This is a genomic window from Gorillibacterium sp. CAU 1737, assembly GCF_039888655.1.
Lineage (GTDB): Bacteria > Bacillota > Bacilli > Paenibacillales > NBRC-103111 > Gorillibacterium.
On sequence record NZ_JBDQQO010000004.1, the window covers coordinates 35,521 to 54,301 of the forward strand.

17 protein-coding genes are annotated in these 18,781 nt (G+C 59.5%); 14 read left to right on the forward strand and 3 right to left on the reverse strand.

The window, feature by feature from the left end; genetic code table 11:
- Positions 1-4: 4 nt before the first annotated feature.
- The gene (locus tag AAFN83_RS09935; RefSeq protein ID WP_347768847.1) at positions 5-472 is read right to left on the reverse strand and encodes a helix-turn-helix transcriptional regulator; all 468 of its coding nucleotides are present in this window, start codon (positions 470-472) and stop codon (positions 5-7) included.
- Between the two features lie 326 nt (positions 473-798).
- Here AAFN83_RS09935 and AAFN83_RS09940 point away from each other — a divergent pair, with 326 nt between their 5' ends.
- From AAFN83_RS09940 to AAFN83_RS09985, 10 genes are all read left to right on the forward strand, one after another.
- A complete protein-coding gene (locus tag AAFN83_RS09940; RefSeq protein ID WP_347768848.1) occupies positions 799-2,085 on the forward strand; it encodes an adenylosuccinate synthase in 1,287 nt (428 codons plus the stop codon).
- Positions 2,086-2,281: 196 nt separating this feature from the next.
- Positions 2,282-2,626, forward strand: coding sequence for a PadR family transcriptional regulator (locus AAFN83_RS09945; RefSeq protein WP_347768849.1), 345 nt, complete (start codon positions 2,282-2,284; stop codon positions 2,624-2,626).
- Complete coding sequence (locus AAFN83_RS09950) at positions 2,623-3,183, forward strand: DUF2812 domain-containing protein (RefSeq protein ID WP_347768850.1); 561 nt, start codon at positions 2,623-2,625, stop codon at positions 3,181-3,183. The genes AAFN83_RS09945 and AAFN83_RS09950 overlap by 4 nt, the downstream gene beginning before the upstream one ends.
- A gap of 123 nt (positions 3,184-3,306) precedes the next feature.
- Positions 3,307-3,882 carry a hypothetical protein gene (locus tag AAFN83_RS09955; protein WP_347768851.1) on the forward strand — a complete coding sequence of 192 codons (576 nt, stop codon included), beginning with the start codon at positions 3,307-3,309 and terminating at the stop codon, positions 3,880-3,882.
- 412 nt (positions 3,883-4,294) lie between these two features.
- The gene (locus tag AAFN83_RS09960; protein ID WP_347768852.1) at positions 4,295-6,313 is read left to right on the forward strand and encodes a peptidoglycan DD-metalloendopeptidase family protein; all 2,019 of its coding nucleotides are present in this window, start codon (positions 4,295-4,297) and stop codon (positions 6,311-6,313) included.
- A gap of 239 nt (positions 6,314-6,552) precedes the next feature.
- The gene (gene yycF, locus AAFN83_RS09965; RefSeq protein ID WP_347768853.1) at positions 6,553-7,281 is read left to right on the forward strand and encodes a response regulator YycF; all 729 of its coding nucleotides are present in this window, start codon (positions 6,553-6,555) and stop codon (positions 7,279-7,281) included.
- A 2-nt stretch (positions 7,282-7,283) separates the two neighbouring features.
- Positions 7,284-9,116, forward strand: coding sequence for a cell wall metabolism sensor histidine kinase WalK (gene walK, locus AAFN83_RS09970; RefSeq protein WP_347768854.1), 1,833 nt, complete (start codon positions 7,284-7,286; stop codon positions 9,114-9,116).
- Positions 9,113-10,408, forward strand: coding sequence for a YycH family regulatory protein (locus AAFN83_RS09975; protein WP_347768855.1), 1,296 nt, complete (start codon positions 9,113-9,115; stop codon positions 10,406-10,408). The genes walK and AAFN83_RS09975 overlap by 4 nt, the downstream gene beginning before the upstream one ends.
- 15 nt (positions 10,409-10,423) lie before the next feature.
- Positions 10,424-11,161: a two-component system regulatory protein YycI gene (gene yycI / locus AAFN83_RS09980; RefSeq protein ID WP_347768856.1), complete on the forward strand. Its 738-nt coding sequence runs from the start codon at positions 10,424-10,426 to the stop codon at positions 11,159-11,161.
- 188 nt (positions 11,162-11,349) lie between these two features.
- A complete protein-coding gene (locus tag AAFN83_RS09985; RefSeq protein ID WP_347768857.1) occupies positions 11,350-12,153 on the forward strand; it encodes an MBL fold metallo-hydrolase in 804 nt (267 codons plus the stop codon).
- Positions 12,154-12,273: 120 nt separating this feature from the next.
- Here AAFN83_RS09985 and AAFN83_RS09990 read toward each other — a convergent pair whose 3' ends face one another.
- Positions 12,274-12,513: a hypothetical protein gene (locus tag AAFN83_RS09990; protein WP_347768858.1), complete on the reverse strand. Its 240-nt coding sequence runs from the start codon at positions 12,511-12,513 to the stop codon at positions 12,274-12,276.
- Between the two features lie 111 nt (positions 12,514-12,624).
- On the opposite strand from AAFN83_RS09990, the gene AAFN83_RS09995 reads away from it, so the two are divergent.
- Complete coding sequence (locus AAFN83_RS09995; RefSeq protein ID WP_347768859.1) at positions 12,625-13,809, forward strand: S1C family serine protease; 1,185 nt, start codon at positions 12,625-12,627, stop codon at positions 13,807-13,809.
- Between the two features lie 94 nt (positions 13,810-13,903).
- A complete protein-coding gene (locus AAFN83_RS10000) occupies positions 13,904-14,077 on the forward strand; it encodes a CxxH/CxxC protein (RefSeq protein ID WP_347769471.1) in 174 nt (57 codons plus the stop codon).
- 10 nt (positions 14,078-14,087) lie between these two features.
- Here the strand turns inward: AAFN83_RS10000 and AAFN83_RS10005 are convergent, their stop codons facing one another.
- Positions 14,088-14,795: a hypothetical protein gene (locus tag AAFN83_RS10005; protein ID WP_347768860.1), complete on the reverse strand. Its 708-nt coding sequence runs from the start codon at positions 14,793-14,795 to the stop codon at positions 14,088-14,090.
- 58 nt (positions 14,796-14,853) lie between these two features.
- Between AAFN83_RS10005 and AAFN83_RS10010 the strand changes: the two genes are divergently transcribed.
- Both AAFN83_RS10010 and mprF read left to right on the forward strand, forming a co-directional pair.
- Positions 14,854-15,789 (forward strand): HNH endonuclease, encoded by a 936-nt coding sequence (locus tag AAFN83_RS10010; RefSeq protein ID WP_347768861.1) that lies wholly within the window; start codon positions 14,854-14,856, stop codon positions 15,787-15,789.
- 32 nt (positions 15,790-15,821) lie between these two features.
- Entirely contained in the window at positions 15,822-18,584 is a 2,763-nt protein-coding gene (mprF, locus tag AAFN83_RS10015) for a bifunctional lysylphosphatidylglycerol flippase/synthetase MprF (protein ID WP_347768862.1), read from the forward strand.
- The last annotated feature ends 197 nt before the right edge of the window (positions 18,585-18,781 follow it).

Genomic DNA, 18,781 nt, shown 5'->3' on the forward strand with positions numbered 1-18,781 from the left:
GCCGTTACCTCCGGTCTGTACCCGGGGACAGGAGCTCGCCCAGGCGGACTTTTACCGTTTCGTAGTCAAAGGAAGAGCAGATGCGGCGGTTGCTGCTATCAAGAAGGCGGAAGTGTTGGGAGATCATGTTCTTTTGGATTTTGAAATCGCCGTCCTTCTCCACGTCGGTCCACCACACCTTGCCGCCCATCGTCTTGGGGTATTGGCGTTCCGTTGCGCCGAAGGCAAGGGCCATGACAATATCGACTGGCGGACCGCCGAAGCTCATGCCGAGAATCTCACTCTGGCCGAAAAGGCTGCACAGGGCAACGGCGCCCATCCAGCCCAGCGACGAACGCCCCTTTTCAATCTGCACCAGCGTCTTTTTGGATACCCCGAGGAGCTCGGCCATCTTGTCCTGGGAATAGCCGTACTCGGTACGGACGAGCTTGACCTTCTCGTCGATACGCTGGATGAACTCTTCTTGGGTCATAGTAGCAGCACTCCTTTATGGTGTAAAACTACACCAAAAGGGAAATAACGTCAATCAATATTTTATTTAGTGTAATGAGTGGAGGGCCTGCTGGTATACGAACAATAATAATTGCGAATAGCTGGATTGTTCGGCTTTTCAAATTGACTTTGCTTAGGGCGGCTGGTACACTGGTAATGCCGCTTTGCTGCGTCAAGGAAGCGCATGGTCTTGCCGTGCGCGCGTTGCTGCGCGAAGAGCGCCGGATGCTTTCCGGAACAGGAGAAGCGGAAGGCCGCAAGCGGCTAATTTCGGCGCGCCCGTGCGCGTCTAACGGGGGAATGTTCATGCCAACCGTAGTTGTAGTGGGAACCCAGTGGGGAGACGAAGGAAAGGGCAAGATTACCGATTTCTTGGCGGAATCGGCCGAAGTCGTCGCTCGCTACCAAGGCGGCAATAACGCCGGGCACACCATCCTGATTGAGAATAAAAAATACAAATTAACTCTGGTCCCGTCCGGGATCTTCTATAACGACAAGCTGTGCGTCATCGGAAATGGAACCGTCATCAACCCGGGTGCGCTGATCGACGAGATCGCCTACATCCAGGAGAACGGCTTCTCGACCGCGAATCTCCGCATCAGCGACCGTGCACACGTCATCATGCCGTATCACCTCGTGCTCGACAAGCTGGAGGAAGAGCGCAAGGGCGAAAACAAGATCGGCACCACCGGCAAGGGCATCGGCCCCTGCTACATGGACAAGGCGGCACGCAGCGGCATTCGCATGGCCGACCTGATGAACGCGAAGGAATTTGAGCGGAAGCTCCGCCACAACGTGAAGGAAAAGAATTCGCTCATCGAGCAAGTCTACGGAGGCCAAGGACTCGATGTCGAAGAGATTCTGACCACCTACCTGGGCTATGCCGAGAAGCTGCGCGCCTTCGTTACAGACACGTCGGTCGTTCTGAATGATCGCATCGATGAAGGCAAGCGCGTGCTGTTTGAAGGGGCACAAGGGGTCATGCTGGACATCGACCACGGCACCTACCCGTTCGTGACGTCCTCGAACCCGTCCGCCGGTGCGGTCTGCATCGGGTCCGGAGTGGGTCCAACAAAGATTAACCAGATCATCGGCGTAGCCAAGGCGTACACCACCCGCGTCGGCGACGGGCCGTTCCCGACCGAGCTGCACAACGAGATCGGCGACCTTATCCGCGAGACCGGCCATGAATACGGCACGGTCACCGGACGCCCGCGCCGCGTCGGCTGGTTCGACAGCGTCGTCGTCCGCCACGCCCGCCGCGTGAGCGGCATCACCGGGCTTTCGCTCAATTCGCTCGACGTGCTGACCGGGCTCGAAACGGTCAAGATCTGCACCAGCTATCGCTACCGGGGAGAGGTCATCGAGCACTACCCGGCAAGCCTGGAGATGCTGAACGAATGTGAAGCCGTCTACGAGGAGCTGCCGGGCTGGAGCGAGGACATCACAAATGTCCGCTCCCTCGACGAGCTGCCGGAGAACACGCGCCGTTACGTTCACCGCGTGTCCGAGCTGACCGGTATCCCGATTTCGATCTTCTCGGTTGGCCGCAACCGTGAACAGACCAATCAAGTTCGCCCGATTTACGTATAAGCGCATCTAATTAGAAGCAAGAAAGAAGCACTCGAATTTCGCTTTCAAACGCTGTGAGCCCGAGACGATCGGGACACAGCGTTTTTTATCTTGACAAGGGAATCATTGGAATCTATATTATATCTATAAATGATATATCTTAAATGGATATATCCAATAAGGATATAAAAGTAACTCTGAAAAAGGAGGGATTTGGTTGTCGAGAAGCAGCAGCTATGAGCTGGAGCAGTTAACCGACCCGGCCTACTACATTCTGATTTCGCTCCTGACGCCGCGGCATGGCTACGGGATCATGAAGTACATCTCCGAGCTGACCGAAGACGAGGTTACCGTTGGGCCAGCCACCTTGTACACGATCATCAAGAAGCTGGAAAAGGCGGGCTACCTGACGCTGAACGAGGATGAGGAGGAACGGCGGAAAACCTACTCGTTGACTGGTAAGGGCCGAACCATGATCGAGAACGAAATGGAGCGAAGGGCGCGCATGGCCGACCACGGCCGCAAGGCGATCCGCCAAGAGAGGGAGGACGACAGCATATGAAGAACAAAGAGAAGCGGTATCTCCCATCCTCGGGGCTTGCCTTCGCAGAGGAAACCATCATGAGCAGGCTGAGCAAGCTGGCGGAAGAGGGTTGGCTGCTGGATTCGTTCGCGCCTCTCGGCTTCTGGCTGAAGCGCGGGGAGCCGCAAAGGCTGATCTATTCTCTGGACATGAGAGACGTTACCGAAGATGAACGTAGGGATTATTACGATACCTTCTGGTCGGGAGGGTGGACCCCGGTCTGTTCTACGGGAAATATCCACATTTTTGCGGCGGCGGCAGGCACTCCTCCGATCTACTCGGATCGGGAGACCCACCGGGAAAAGTACATTCCGATGACCCGATGGGTCGGATGGGTAGCACTCGTATCCATTCTGTTATTTGGCGGGGTGCTCACATCGGAGCTGATATTGATGAGCGGCGCTGAACCCTTGCTGAATAAGGATAGTTGGGCTTTTAAGGTGGGCTTAGGTCTTCAAGGTCTAACCCTCATGATCGGCGTGCCGTGCTTGATGATGTATGTCGCGTACAGATGGCGCTTGTGGAAGAATCGGTAGACGGAGCCATTGCTAGAATTTTTGCAAAGCGGGTTATATCGAGCCCAGGGTGGTCAATACTGGGGAGAGACCTCTTTGGTCGCCTATCACTCGGGAGAACCCTCCCGAAAGGAGCGAATGGCGATGACCCGACTTTTGCAAAAGCTAGCCAAGCTCATTCTCGGCACCCTGCTCATCTGCGGCCTTACTCTCACGGTAACCTACTTGACCATCCAAACCTATGTGAACAAGCTGCTCGCCAGCTATCATATCGAAGTGCCGAAGGCCGGGTTCGCCGATCTGTTTGGCGGTGCGGATAAGCAAGCGGCGACGGCTCCGCCGAATCCGCCAAGCCCAAGCGTCAGTCCCGAGCCCACGGCCGCTACGAATGGTACGAATGCGTCCCCGTCTCCCTCGCCGGACAAAGACCGTGTGCAAGCGATGGGGACAGAGGGGGAGACCGGACTTGGAGCACTCGCGATGACTTCGCAGGAGCTGACCGCCTTGAAGGAAAAGATGAGCGAGGCGGATAAACAAGCCATCATGGCGCTCCTCATCAAAATCCCCGAAGGCAAGCTTCAGGCGCTAACCGCACTTCTGGATGACGGCTTGACGGAAGCGGAGCTGGCACAGCTGGCCAAGGAAGCGGAGCAAGAGCTCTCTCCGGAAGACTACAGCCGGTTAAAGGAGCTGCTCACCCGATCCACGCAGGCGCAATAGAAGACGAAGGCCATGGTTTCTCGGTGACGAGGAGGCATGGCTTTTTTGCTATCGTAGTTTCCCGACCTGGAGGGAGCGCCTGCAAAGGGGATATATGCCAACGGGAGAGGGAAAACTTCTCACAATTGCCATAACATCTTCAAACAAATATGAATGTTCAAACAATTCGTGAGCGTTTCGGTTGAAAGAATCTTGGTAGGTGTGATAAATTAGACTAAGCTTTCAGGGATATGCCATTATGCATGGGACATCCCTGTTTGTGTCCTACTAAGGGCACATCCTGCCGCTGATATTCGTCGAACAATGTCGAAGATGAATGGAACTACGGAACTTTTACCGAAGATTCCGGTGCAAGGGTACCCGATGGGGGCCGGAATGTTCCAGCGGACAACCGATTCAAGAGGAGAGAGTCATGACAGCTTTCAAGAGCATGGATTGGTTCCGACGACTGCTCTCTCGTGATGAGCGGGCGAAGAAGAACCAAGATCAAGGCTTGACTGCCACGGCACAACAGAACGAAGAACCGACAGCTGAGGCCGCCAAGGCCCCTCATAAAGGAAGAGAGCAGGCTTCGAAGAAGGCCGCCGCTCCCGCTTCCTCCCCAAAACCGAATAAGCAACAAGCGAAAACCGCTTCCGCCCATACCAACAAGAAATCGAACAAGAATGCAGCTGCTTCCTCTAAAGGCAAGAATGGCAAAGCCGGCTCGAAGAGCAAGGCTTCTAAACCTATGCTTGCCCCTGGTGTGAAGCCTGCGGCCAAGGACCGTGGACCGGGCAAGGTTGCCGAAGCGTCCGCTACCAGCGCCAAGCTGACGGGGCCGAAGCGCATTGCGGCCGAGGCGAAGCCCGAAGTGGAATCGCCGGTCGTGCAGGAGCCGGCTGTAGCCCTTACGCCGCTGGCGGAGGAACCCATTGCGGTGGCGGAGCACGTTGCCCCTCAAGCTCAAGCGGAGGGAGCCGCGAACGGGAAGCCGAAGCTGATGCCGCTTCCGCTGAATGCCGCAAACCGAAGCCGCTCGCGCCGCAACAAGATCATCTCGGCAAGCGTGGTGGCCGGAGTGCTTCTGCTGGTCGGAGCGATCACCATCGGCGGCAATCATTATGTCAAAGCCAATACGTATGAAGTGTACCATGTTTATATGAATGACAAGGAAGTCGGCGTCGTCAGTGATCCCGACGTGGTGGACCGCTTCAAGCTGTCCGAATACCGCAAGCTGGCGGAACAATATCCCGAAACCCAAATGGTCTTGAATACGGAAGGCATCACCGTTGTCGCTGAAAAGGCTTTCAAGCCGGTTGTGGATGATCCGGGCACCCTGGCGAAGCTGTCGCCGATGCTGGAGAGTCATGCGGTAGGCGTCGAGCTGGTTATCGACGGCAAGAAGGTAGGCGTTCTGAAGAACGAGGCGGAAGTGCAAAGCATCCTGAAGTCGATCAAGACCGACTACGTCCCGGATCTGGATAAGGCCCAGTCCAAGGTGGCGATGCTGTCCGCTCCGGCAGAGACGGCAGCTCCGGGCAAGAACGTCGTGGAGAAGGTCGAGTTTGTCGAGAAAGTCGAGACCAACACCGTCGATACCGAGCCGGGAAGCTTCAGTGATCCGGCCAAGCTGCTCCAAACGTTGAAGACAGGGGATGTTCGTCCCCGCCTCTATAAAGTGGTAAGCGGCGATACACTCGGCGCGATCGCACTCAAGTTTGATATCACCACCAAGGACATTCAGGAGAAGAATCCTGACCTCAAGGGTGACTTCATTCGGGAAGGTCAGGAGTTGAACCTGACGGTCCTGCAGCCCGCGGTCACCGTCCGCACCGTCGAACAGGTGGTCGAGACGGAAGCCATTGCCTTCGGCACCGAGATCATCCGCGACCCGAACCTCAAGGACGGCATCGTGCAGAAGATCAGCGAGGGCAAGGAAGGCAAGAAGAAGGTTACCTTCGAGCTCACCAAGGAGAATGGGGAGGTCGTCAAGGAAGACCTCATCAAGGAAGAAGTGCTCGTCGATCCGGTGAAGGCCGTCGTGAAGCGGGGAACGAAGGTTATCCGCGGAGAGGGCACCGGCAACTTCGCCTGGCCGGTCATCGGCGCTTCGCTCAGCAGCGGCTTTGGCTATCGCTGGGGCAAGCTGCACAAGGGCATTGACCTGACGTCCGGCAACAAGAACATTCTCGCCTCCGACAATGGAGTTGTAGAGAGTGCAGGCTACCGCTACGATTATGGCAACTACGTTCTCATTAACCATAAAAACGGCTACAAAACCATGTATGGTCATTTGAGCAAGATCAGCGTTTCCCAAGGTCAGATCGTCGAAAAGGGCGAGAAGATCGGGTACATGGGAAGCACAGGCGACTCCACAGGCGTCCATCTGCATTTTGAAGTCATCGTCAGCGGCAATGTCACGAACCCGCTTCGCTTCTTGAACCGGTAAGCGCACGCCCAGACGACTCCCATCCGCAAAGAGCTGTTTCATCGGCCGTTAAGGGCCGGTGGAGCGGCTTTTTTTCTTGTCCTGCGGCCATCTGCCCCATCCTCTGGTCCGGGGCGGGGCCTGACCAATTATGGTACAATGGAAGATACAGAAGACTGAGCGGCTCATCAACTCTGCCGAATAACCATTCGATAGTTACAAGGTGAGAGATGAGCGGCCTGAGGGACGGAGGGATGCAGATGCAAGGAAAGATTCTTGTCGTCGACGATGAACAACCCATTGCGGATATTTTAAAATTCAATCTCGAAAAAGAGGGCTACGAGGTCATCTGTGCCTACGATGGAGTGCGTGCGGTGGAGCTGGCACTTAATGAGGACCCGGATCTGATCTTGCTCGATCTCATGCTGCCGCTCAAGGACGGGATGGATGCGTGCCGAGAGATTCGAGCACGCTCCAACACACCGATCATCATGCTGACGGCGAAGGATTCGGAGATCGACAAGGTGCTGGGCCTGGAGATGGGCGCGGATGATTACGTGACGAAGCCGTTCGGCAATCGCGAGCTTCTGGCGCGCGTGAAGGCGCATCTGCGTCGGCAGACGAACAATCAGCAGCCGGCTGCTCGTACGGAGCCTGCTCCGGCGCAGGAGGGCCTGCGCGTGCACAAGCTGCTGATCGACAGCGACACTTACGTGGTCTATAAGGATGGAGCGCCGCTTGACCTGACGCACCGGGAGTTCGAACTGATGCAATACCTCGCGAAGAACGTCGGGCGCGTCATGACCCGCGAGCATCTCCTGCAGGCGGTGTGGGGCTACGATTATTTCGGAGACGTGAGGACGGTAGACGTAACGATCCGGCGCCTGCGTGAGAAGATCGAGGATGACCCGAGTCAGCCCTCTTATATCACCACGCGCCGAGGGCTCGGCTACATGCTCCGCAACCCGGCTTTGAGCGGAGGCCTCTGAGGATGAAGGGCACCCGCTTTTTCCGCACGATCCAGATGAAGATGAGCATCATCTACGTGCTCTTGATCCTGTTCGCCATGCAGCTGATCGGCGTCTATTTCATGCAAGTGATGGAGAGGTCCTCCCTCAAGAGCTTCTCCAACTCGCTGGAATACGAAGCCTCACTGCTCGCGACCTTCGCTGCGGAGAAGCTTCCTGAGGGGGCTCGCGAAGGCGGGCAGACCCAAGAGGAGATCCTGAAGGCGTACGACGACCTGAAGGACATCGCCAAATTTTCCAGTGCCGATACGCTGCAGATCGTCGATGCCGACGGCAATATCGTCAGTACAAGCGATCAGAATGCAGCGGCGGTGCTCGGGCACAAGAACAATAACATCCTCATCAGCCGCGCGCTCCAGAACACGAAGGACAACGAGCAGACGCTGATGGATGACATGGGCAATCGTATCAAGGTGCTGGCCGTGCCGGTGGTGAAGGACGGGAAGGTGCTGGGGGCCGTCTACATCAAAAAGTCGATGAAGGAGACCTACGCCACCATCCGCCGCATCAACGGCATTTTCCTGTCGGGGACGATCATCGCGCTGGCGCTGACGGGTCTCGTCGGTGTCTTCCTGTCGCATACGATCACGAGCCCGATCAAGGAAATCACCCGGCAGGTGACGTCCGTCGCCGAGGGGCGGCTCCAGCAAAGGGTACGCATCCAGGGGGAGGACGAGATCGGGCAGCTCGGCCGCGCCTTCAACTACATGACCGAGCGGCTGCACGAGGCGCTCTCCGCCAATGAGGAGGAGAAGGAGAAGCTGGCCTCCATCCTCAGCAACATGAGCGACGGCGTAATCGCCACAGACGAGCAGGGCCGCATCATCCTGCTCAACCATCGAGCCGCCGGGATGCTCGGAACCGACGCGCAGAAAGCGGAGGGCCGCCTGGTCACGGAGCTGGTGCCGCTGCCCGAGGGCTGGCACGGCGAAGAGGCCCAGGACGTGGAGAAGCGGACGGTCATGGAACTGGCGCTTGCGGGTGATCAGGAGACGCGACAGGTGAATGTCGCGCTGACCCCGATTCACCGCCGCGAGATCGGCATCACCGGCACGGTGCTCGTCTTCCAGGACGTCACCGAGCAGGTGGAGATGGAGCGCTCGCGCCGGGAGTTCGTCGCGAACGTATCGCACGAGCTGCGCACGCCGCTGACGACGATGAAGAGCTACCTGGAGGCGCTGGAGGACGGCGCGCTGGATGAGCCGGAGCTGGCGAGGCGCTTCCTTGACGTGACCCGCAACGAGACGGAGCGGATGATCCGGCTGGTCACCGACCTGCTCAACCTGTCCCGCTTCGACTCGAAGCAGGCGCAGATCATGAAGACGGAGACAGCCATCCCCGAGATGCTGGAAGAGGTAGCAGACCGCTTCTCCTTCCAGTTCAAGCAAAAGGGGATTGCCATTCGACTGGAGATCGGCGACGTTCGTCCCGCTCTCCTCGACCGGGACAAGATCGATCAGGTGTTGGACAACCTCGTGTCCAACGCCGTGAAATACACGCCGGACAACGGCGAAATCACCCTCTCCTGCGCGGATCGTGCCGGGGAGGCGGTGGAAGTGTCGGTTCGGGATAACGGAATCGGCATTCCGAAGAAGGACCTGGATCACATCTTTGAGCGCTTCTACCGGGTGGACAAGGCACGTTCCCGCAACATGGGCGGCACCGGCCTCGGCCTCGCCATTGCCCGGGAAATTGTTCGGGCGCACGGCGGAGCCATTGAGCTTGAATCGGAATACAACCACTACACGAAGGTGACGTTTACCGTTCCGTACGGGGAAGGAAGGGAACCGGCATGAAGGAACGGCTGAAGACACTTCTCCTGGGCCTGCTCGTGGCGGCGAGCCTCGTGCAGAGCTATGTTCTGGCGTATGGGCGGCCGAAGCTCGACCTGCTCGCGCCGACGAATTACGTTCCCTCTGAGCTTGGCGGAACCCAGGCCGAGATGAAGGACGTCCTGTACCCCTATCAGATCGTGCTGCATCTCGGGGAGCAGCGGCACAGCGTGCTGACGCCCTTTTCCCCGCAGCAGCAGTTTTATAAGATGGTCTACCGGGATTTCCTCCAGAAGCGCCGCTTCGAGAGCCTTCGCAAGCTGACGCCGGAAAACCTGAGCGACCTCAGCTTCAGCTCCATGCGCAGCGAAAGCGAGGGCATTGAGGTGCGGTTCCGGGAGGCCCTGCCGCTGAAGGCACTCCAGCGCATCCTCGACATCAAGGTGGATGGAGACGCCCTCGACATTCGCGTTCAACAGATCCTCATTCACGCCAACAGCGGCTCCGGAGAGCCGGAGGCGTACTTTTTCACCGATGATCCGACCTCCGTCTATGCGGCCCGTACCGATATGGACATCAGCGAGGTGCGGAAGAACGTGGCGTTCGGCCAGTACCTGACGCCGTATCAGCCCGCCTATGCCGGGTACTACCTGCCGGAGAAGCCGGTGCCCGTGGTCGGCTATACGGTGAGCTATGAGCAATTCACGGCGGACGAGCTGAAGCGAAGCCTATTCGTCGATCCTAATATCGTGAAGAACCTGCAGGAAAAGGACGGCTCGCAAATCTACACCGACGCCAAGCGGGGACTTCAACTGCAGAATGAGAAGCATTGGCTCATCTTCACCGATCCGGTCACGGGACCCTCGGGAAGCCGTGATGATTCTGCCGGCGATCTCGACGCGACCATCCAGTTCGTCAATCAGCACGGGGGCTGGAACGGCACCTTCCTGATTGAGCGGATGGACCGTTCCGAGAGCGGGGAGCCGAGCAAGCTGGTGTTCCGCCAGTACCGCGATTTCCTGCCTATCCTGGGCGGAGCGGAAGAGGATGTCGGCGCGATCAAGGCCGAGCTGGTACAAGGGGCGGTTGCGAACTTTGAGCGCTCCTTAATCAAGCTGAATACCGTGCCCGAAAAACGCACAGAGATGGAGCTGCCGGGCGGCGAGACGCTGTGGAAGCTGCTCCAGACGAGCAAGCATGCCGGTAACATCCGGGATGTTTTCCCAGCGTATTCGGCTACTGTTACGGATAAGAGCGTGGAGCTCATCCCCCGTTGGGCGGTCGAGCTTCGGGACGGAACCTATGACTTTCTCTAAGGGAGGTGCGAATGAATGGATTGGGGACGCGCCAAGTCGGTGCTGATCGTGTCGTTTTTGCTGCTGAACATCGTGCTTGGCTTTCAGCTCTACAACAGCCGCTGGGACAAAACGGCTTCACAGAACACCGCGGTCATCCGCGAGGAGACCTTGAAGCTGCTCGACAGCCGGAACATTCGCATCGCCGTGAAGAAGGTGCCGAAGGATACGCCGAAGCTTCGAGCGGTCTATTCCCGGGAGAAGATCAACCATGACGATCCAGTGAAGGTGGAGTCGCCGTTCAACGCCTCGACGCTGCTTCGCAACTCTCCGAGCGAGAAGGCGATGGAGGAGGCGGGCATCGAGAATCCGGGCGCCTATGAGAGCGACGCGGCCACGAGTGTAAAAGGGGAAAAGCGGGTCTACTATCAGATGGTAGACGACCTGCCGCTGTTCGACGTTTCCCTTGTTTTGGCGGAGGAAAACGGCAAAATTACGGGTTACAAACAAGCGTACGTTGAAGTACAATCAGGAGTGGACGTCCAGGAGCAGGAGGTCATCTCCGCTTATACGGCGCTCCGAAGCTTGGCCGAGAATACCCAGGAAACCAATTATTCCATTGTGGATATCCAGCTTGGATACCACGGACAGAAGTTTAATACCGAAACCCAATACATGCTGCCGAGCTGGCGCATCATGCGGGATAACGGCGATATCTATTACGTACAAGCCTATACCGGTGCAGTCGAACAGCCGTCCGAGAAGGACGAGTAAAGGGAAATTGATAAGTGGAACGAGCAGAGCGAATAGAAGCACGGAGAGAATAGTTGGAGCTGGAGGAGCGATAGCGTTCGCCTTTGGTTTGGAAAACCAACAGCGACCGGAAGCCCAACGTTTCTCGCAGTGCGAGCGTTCAGACGATCGAAAGCGTTCCACTTATTATAGAAACGAAGGGGTACAGCATGGGACTACGATTTACGATCTTGTCGAGCGGCTCGACGGGGAATGCAACGGTGGTGGACAACGGGGAAACGAAGGTACTCCTTGACGCCGGCTTCAGCGGCAAGAAGCTGGAGCAGCTTCTGACCGAACGGGGCATGTCCTTCGCGGATCTGGACGCGGTGCTCGTCACGCACGAGCACTCCGACCATATCAAGGGGCTCGGTGCGATTGCACGCAAGCACAAGCTGCCGGTCTATGCCAACGAGAAGACCTGGGAGGAGCTCGACCGCCTGTGCGGCGCGATTCCCGAGGAGAACCGTCAGGTGCTGGATACCGGCGGGGCTGTCGACTTCGGGACGCTGAAGGTGGAATCTTTCGGCATTTCACACGATGCGGCCGAGCCGGTGGCCTACAATTTCTACAGCGGGGAAGAGAAGCTCAGCGTGGCGACGGACCTCGGCTACTTAAGCGGCAAGGTCAAGGAGAGCGTAGAGGACGCCGATGTGCTCGTGCTCGAATCGAACCACGACGTCGGCATGCTGCGAATGGGAAGCTACCCGTGGAACATCAAGCGGCGCATCCTGAGCGACATCGGACACTTGTCCAACGAAGCGGCAGGCGAGGGGCTGTGCGAACTCGTCAGCGGCAAAACAAAACGGGTCTATTTGGCTCACCTGAGCCGTAATCATAATCTGACGGATTTGGCCCGGATGACCGTGGGCAATATCCTGGAGGAGAACGGGGTCTTTGAGAATCTGCCCGTGAAGCTCAAAGACACCTATTTCGACCGTCCGACCGAATGGGATCGGCTGGAGGAAGAGTAAGAGAATCGCGAGTGGGTAATAGAATAGAATGACCATCAAGCAGATGCATAGGGATGATCTGCAGGAGAACGGAAACCCCGTGGTTCCTGGGTGAATGGCTCGGTTACCTGTTCAAGCGCTTCAAACGCTATTGTCTGAATCTATAACGGCGGAAGCGGCCTTCGCATGCGCCGCAAGACCGCTCTGCGTCAGATCGTGCTGTTCCAGACGCGAGGCGCGTAAGGCGATCTCCTCGGGGGTGCAGATGCCTTTTTCCATGAGGAGCTCGGTCAAGGCGCTCACCAACAAAAGGGCGCGGTAGTGCTGCTCCTTGAGATCGGCGAGTTGTCCGGCCCAATTCACTTGTTCCCATGCGTTCATGGGGCATTCTCCTTTTCTAGCAATCTTGTTAGTTTAAGTGTAGTCAACGCGAGGGGAAAAGATTCCTCTTTTCCGATAAAAAGAGAGTCATCCCGGTAGGAGGGGACCGCTGTGGGACTGTTTGAAGACGAATTTTACAGCACCAAGCCAAGTCGAAGGAGTGCGCGTGTACGCCAATCGGGGCGTCATCCGTATCGCGGACTGGCGCTAATGGTAGCGGCCGCACTGATCGTCGGCAGCGGAACCACTCTCCTGGTGACCCGACAGCTTGCTCCAAAGTCGTCTCCGCTCGTCATCACCGAGGCGAACAACCCCCGTCCAACCGCAACCCCGGATCCCGATTCCGACCCGGTGGTGGAGGCGGTCAGCCGTGTGCAAACGGCGGTCGTCAGCGTCATTACGACAGACGTGAAGGAAGACCTGGTTCAGAACGGGGGAATGGGCTCCGGGGTGATCTTCAAGAAGGAAGACGGCAAGGCGCTCGTGGTCACGAACAACCATGTCATCGAAACGGGGAACACCTATGAGGTGGTCCTTGCGGACGGAACCCACCGGGAGGCCAAGTTGGTGGGAAGCGATGCGTATACCGATCTTGCGGTTCTCTCGATGAAGGATGACGGGATCAAGACCGTAGCCGAGTTCGGCGATTCGGATAAGCTGCGGGTCGGGGAGACGGCCATTGCCATCGGAAACCCGCTCGGGCTGTCATTCTCTCATACGATCACGAAGGGCATCATCAGCTCCAAGCAGCAGACGATTCCGGTCTACCTCGGGCAAAACGGCGACGTGCGCTGGGAGATGGAGGTCATTCAGACCGACGCTCCGATCAACCACGGCAACAGCGGCGGGGCGCTCATCAACCTCAAGGGACAGGTCATCGGCATCAACAGCATGAAGATCTCCGACACCGGCGTCGAAGGCCTCGGCTTCGCCATCCCGGCGAACAGCGCCAAGCCGGTGCTGGATACCCTCGTGAAGGAGGGCAAGATCAAGCGGCCGAAGATGGGGATTTATTCGGAGGACCTGCAGCCGTTTACCATTGATTTTGATGTGCTGAAGCTTCCCAAGAGCGTGACCAAGGGTGTCGTTGTGACCGATGTTGCCGATCCGGCCAAGTCCGCGGGCCTCGTCGCCAAGGATGTGATCGTGCAGCTCGACCAGCAGGAGATCGACTCGACGATGGAGCTTCGCAAGTACTTGTTCTACAAGAAGAAGATCGGCGACAAGCTGGACGTAACCTTTTACCGGGAAGGGAAGAAGGAGAAGGTGACGCTCACGCTGAGCGAGCTGGATTAACAGGGAATACTGGCAAAAGAACCCGCTTCGCGGTATGCTAGAGGAAAATGATAAGGAAAGACAGGGAACGTACAGCATGGAGGCAGACAAAGGTATGTATGTGGTATGCAAGGAGCATGTGGAGCTGGCGATCGACCGGTTCCTGGATGAATTTGAGGATGCGCCCGACGTGGTGAACCTCGCGGATACGAAGTTTGCCGCTTGGGACCCACCCCCTCAGTGTGAGGAAAAAGGCTGCACACAGCACGCGGAATTTCTCGTGGTGTGATCCGACCCTTCTATCCGTTCTTGTGATCCGCGGGCAGCATCCGTATCCGGCCGACTATGCGACCGATGCGGATGCTGTTTGGTTTATTTTCCCTTTCCCTACCGGTTGAGGTAAGATGGAGAGGACAAACTTGAGGAAGACGGAGATTCCCAATGGAGCAAAAGCGATGCAGCACCTGCGGCCAGGAACGGCCGCTGTCTGAATTCAAGCGCCGCAGCGGCAAGACCGGCGCATCGGGTCGACGCGGCATGTGCCGGAGCTGCCGGACGGCGAAGGAAGCCCTGCCGCCGGGAGAGTCGGCGGTGCGCGGACCGGAGCCGAGAGAAGCGGCGGCAAATAGATCGACGCCCGCGGGTAAGGCTACGGGCGCGCCGCACGGTTCGGCGGGTGCCGAGGGGGTTGGTCCCGCCGAGGGTACTCCTGGCGGCGGGGCCAAGAAGAAGCGCCGCCGGGGCAAACGCAGGCGGCGCATCGGGCCAGCCGCGGTGCCGAACGAGCGGCTGGAGGAAGGAACCGCTGCCGGAGGAAGCAGCGGGCGGCGGGACGGCGCTTCGGCGGCGGCTAGTGCGGGGCCGCAAGAAGCTGTGTCCGCCGAGGACAGCCGTCTGGAGCGAATGCAGGAGAGCAGCGCGGCCGTCGAAGCCGAGCGCTCGGAGCGGGCGTTGGTGAGCGGCGCAAGCGCAGCAGCCAAGCCGGGGCGTCGCCGCCGACGCCGCAAAGGCGCCTCCGCTGCGCAGCCGGAGCAAGCACCGGCGGGTGCGGCGGAGCGCGAGGGCATGGCGCCTGCGGAGGCGGAGCCCCGCGCGAGCGTGAGCGCCAGCGGCGAGGGCCGCCCGCGCAGCGGGGAGCTGCCGGAGGGCGCGACGCTGCTGCCGCCGGACAAGCCGAAGAAGCGGCGCCGCAAACGCCGCCGCGGGCGCAAGCCCGGCGCGCCAGCGAGCGTGTCCGGCAGCGGAGATACCGCGCAGGCGCCCGACCGCGACGGCGGGGCGGCGGTTGAGCCGCAGCCAGCGGCAACGGGTACGGCGTCGGTGAAGGCCGGACGCCGCAAGGCAAAGGCGCCTGCGCCAACAGCCGCGAGCCTCGGCGCAACAGAAGCCCCCGCGGCTCCTGCCACGGCCGACGCCCCCGCTGGGCCCGAAGCGCCGCCGCCGTCTGCGGCAGAGTCAGCGTCGGCGTCCGCGCCGAAGAAGCGCAAGCGCCCACGCCGCCGCAAGAAGCCGGGCGGAGCGCCGCTCACGAGCGCGAGCGTCCTCGCGGAAGCGCCGCCCGAGCCGCGAGGCAAGATAGAGCCGCCGTTCCGCAAGACGCGGCCCACCGGCGGCAAGCTCGACATCCACGACCCGGCGGCGCTGCGTCCCACACGGGCGGGTATCATCCGCATGCGCGGCCGCACGGACAAAGGGCGCGGCTGGTACCAGGAGGTTGACCTGGAGATGGCGGCCACGCTCGTGCGCGAGCACGCGGCGGTGCTGGTTAATCCGCACACGATCCGGCGCTTGTACAGCAACAAGGACTTTCGCCGGTACATTTTGACGCGGGATCATTATACGTGTTACTTCTGCGGGGAGTATGGCGACACCATCGACCATCTCGTTCCCCGGGCGAAGGGCGGGCACAGCACGCCGGACAACTGCGTCTGCGCCTGCAGCCTGTGCAACCGCTTCAAGGCGGACAAGGACGTCGACGTTTTCCTACGATCAAGAAGATAGTACGAAGATAGGCAGGAAAGGAATCGTTCCCAGTGAAGGAAAAGCTCGAACGGTATGCGATCTTTCGCCTGCTCGCGGCCCTGTTTCGGACCCGAGCGGTGCGGTTCATCATCCCGGTGGCCGTGATCGCCCTCGTCTATATAGAAGGCTCGCATGAGCTGAAGCAGATTCATATTGGACAAACCATGCGCCAGCTGAGGGAAATGCCCAAGCCTGCGGTGCTGTTGATTCTCGCAACGGCCCTCCTGTCGGTGGCGGTCATGAGCGGGTATGACTTTCTCATCCGGCATCATTTTCGCCTGAAGGTGAGTGCGCGCACGACCTTCCGCTATTCCTGGATCTCCAATACGTTCAACAACATCCTCGGCTTTGCCGGCCTCACCGGGGCCGGGGTGCGCACCCTGCTCTACAAGCGAAGCGGCGTCCCTGCGGCGAAAATGGGGCAGGCCGTCCTCTTTCTCTCCCCGATGGTCATCACAGGCCTTTCGATTCTGTCTTGGACGGTGGTGGCGGGGATCTTCCCGGCGTGGGAGCTGTTTGCCGTTCACAAATGGCTGGAGGTGGCTGTCTACGGCGTGGGGCTGTACCTCGTGTTCTTCGTCGGGGTTCAGCGCTCGGCCCTCTTCGCAAAATGGTTCAACCGCGGCGGTGAACGGATTCCCTTCGTGACGGTCGGGGCCTCGCTCGGGGCTTCGTTCCTTGAATGGAGCTTCGCGGCGACGACGTTCTGGCTGATCAGCCGGGAGCTGCTCGGGCCGGTGTCTTTTTCCGAGACGGTTGGGCTGTACATCGTCGCGGCAGTAGCGGGCATCCTCAGTATGGCTCCGGGCGGGCTCGGCGCGTTTGACCTGACCGTGCTCATGGGGCTTCAGATCATGCATCATTCCTCGGATGAGGCGATGGCGGTGCTGGTCATGTTCCGGCTGTTCTATTACATCGTTCCGTGGCTGATCGGGCTTTTGCTCGTGGCGGTGGACTTTGCCTCCAAGGGGCTGGCGGGAACCGGTCCCGAACCGGAGTTTTTAAGCGAGTCTTCTAGTGGGGAAACCGAATGCCCTGCTGTGAAAAAGGGAGCTGTCCCCGCACCCGCTTCCGCCTCTTCCTGCGCCTCCGCAACTGCATCCACTTCCGAAGGGAGCGGCATCCTGAATGCCTGGCAGCGCTTCTGGCGGTGGCCGGGGCAGTACGGCTTTCTGACGGACTTCGGCGCGTGGGCGCTCGGCAAGCTGGTGCTGATCGGCGGCCTGATGCTTCTGTTGTCTGCGGCTACTCCGGCTCTGCTTCATCGGCTGCGTTTTACCGAGCGGCTGCTGTCGCTGCCTCTCATGCAGCTCTCGCACCTGCTGACCGTGCTGATCGGTTTCCTCCTGGTGCTGCTGTCGCGGGGCATCTCGCTCAGGGTCCGCCGCGCTTACCAGCTCACGACGCTCCTGCTCTGGGCGGGAGCGGTGTTCAGCTTCACGAAGGCATTCGACTTCGAGGAAGCGATCTTCCTGCTCATCGTGGCGTTCATGCTGTGGATCTCGCGGGACCGCTTCTACCGGGAGAGCGCGCCGGTGACCGGCCGTCTGCTCGGCTTCTGGTTCCTCATGACCACGCTGATCGCGCTCAGCTATTACCTGCTCGGCAGTCACATGCTGGACGGCTTCTTCAAGCACCTGCCGATGAAGCCGCGCAACCGCGTGGTGCACGACATGCTCACTCCGCACGATTACGCGATCACGGCGGCGTTGGGGCTAGCAGGCGCGTGGTTCCTGATCACGATCATGCTGCTGCTTCGCCCCTATCGGCAGTTGAAGCTCGGGGCAAGCCCTGAGGAGTTAGACCAGCTAACCCTTTTCCTGCAAAAGACGCCGGGAAGCTACCTCACCCACATGCTGTACTCCGGCGACAAAGGGCTCTACTGGGCCAAGGACGGCCGCGTTCTGTTCGGTTACGCGAAGTCGCGCGACAAGCTGGTCGTGCTGGGCGACCCGCTCGGCCCTCGCGAGCTGATCGCGGACGCCATCGTCGAGTTCCAGCAGTATGCGGACAAGTATGCGCTGACGGTGGTCTTCTACCAGGTAGGCGAAGACTACCTGTCGATCTACCACGACAGCGGCTACCGCTTCTTCAAGCTGGGTGAGGAGGCGCTCGTGAACCTGGAGGCCTTCACCCTGAGCGGGAAGCGCAACACCGACCTGCGAACGGTAAACAACCGCTTCGAGCGGGAGGGCTACACGTTCGAGGTGCTGACCCCTCCACACACGGCGGAGCTGCTGCAGGAGCTGAACGCCATCTCGACGGAATGGCTCGACGGCAAGAAGGAAATGGGCTTCTCGCTCGGCTGGTTCGACGAGACCTACCTCCAGCGCGCTCCGCTTGCGGTCATTCGCTCGGCGAACGGGCAGGCGCTGGCCTTCGTCTCGCTCGCCCCGGTGTATGACCGCGGCCGGACGATGTCCATCGACCTGATGCGGCACCGAAAGGACGTGCCGAACGGCACGATGGACTGGATGTTCCTGCGCCTGCTCCTGTGGTGCAAGGAGCAGGGCTGCGCCCGCTTCAACCTCGGCAACGCGCCGCTTGCGAGCGTCGGCCAGAACAAACGTGCGATGCGCGAGGAACGGCTTGCGAGCCTCGTCTTCCGCTACGGCGGCCGCTGGTACGGCTTCCAGGGCTTGCGCCGCTACAAGGCGAAGTTCTCGCCGGAGTGGGAGCCGCGCTTCCTCGCCTACCCGGTCTCGGCGGTGCTGCCGCTGCTCACGGTGGACCTCGTCCGCCTCGTGAACCGGCGGATGAAGACGGGCGGATAAGCTAGGGCGGCGGCAGCGCCGGGGACGATCCGGATGGACGGGTCGGGCTTCGGGGCGAGCCGCCTTTTTGGCATGGGGCAGGATAAGGGGGAGGTCGGCCGCCCACGCAAAAAAGCCCCATCACCCGAAGGCGTGGGGCTGCAAGGATCAAGAGGGCTTGGAGACTGCAACGAAATAAGTACCGCTAAATTGCTGAC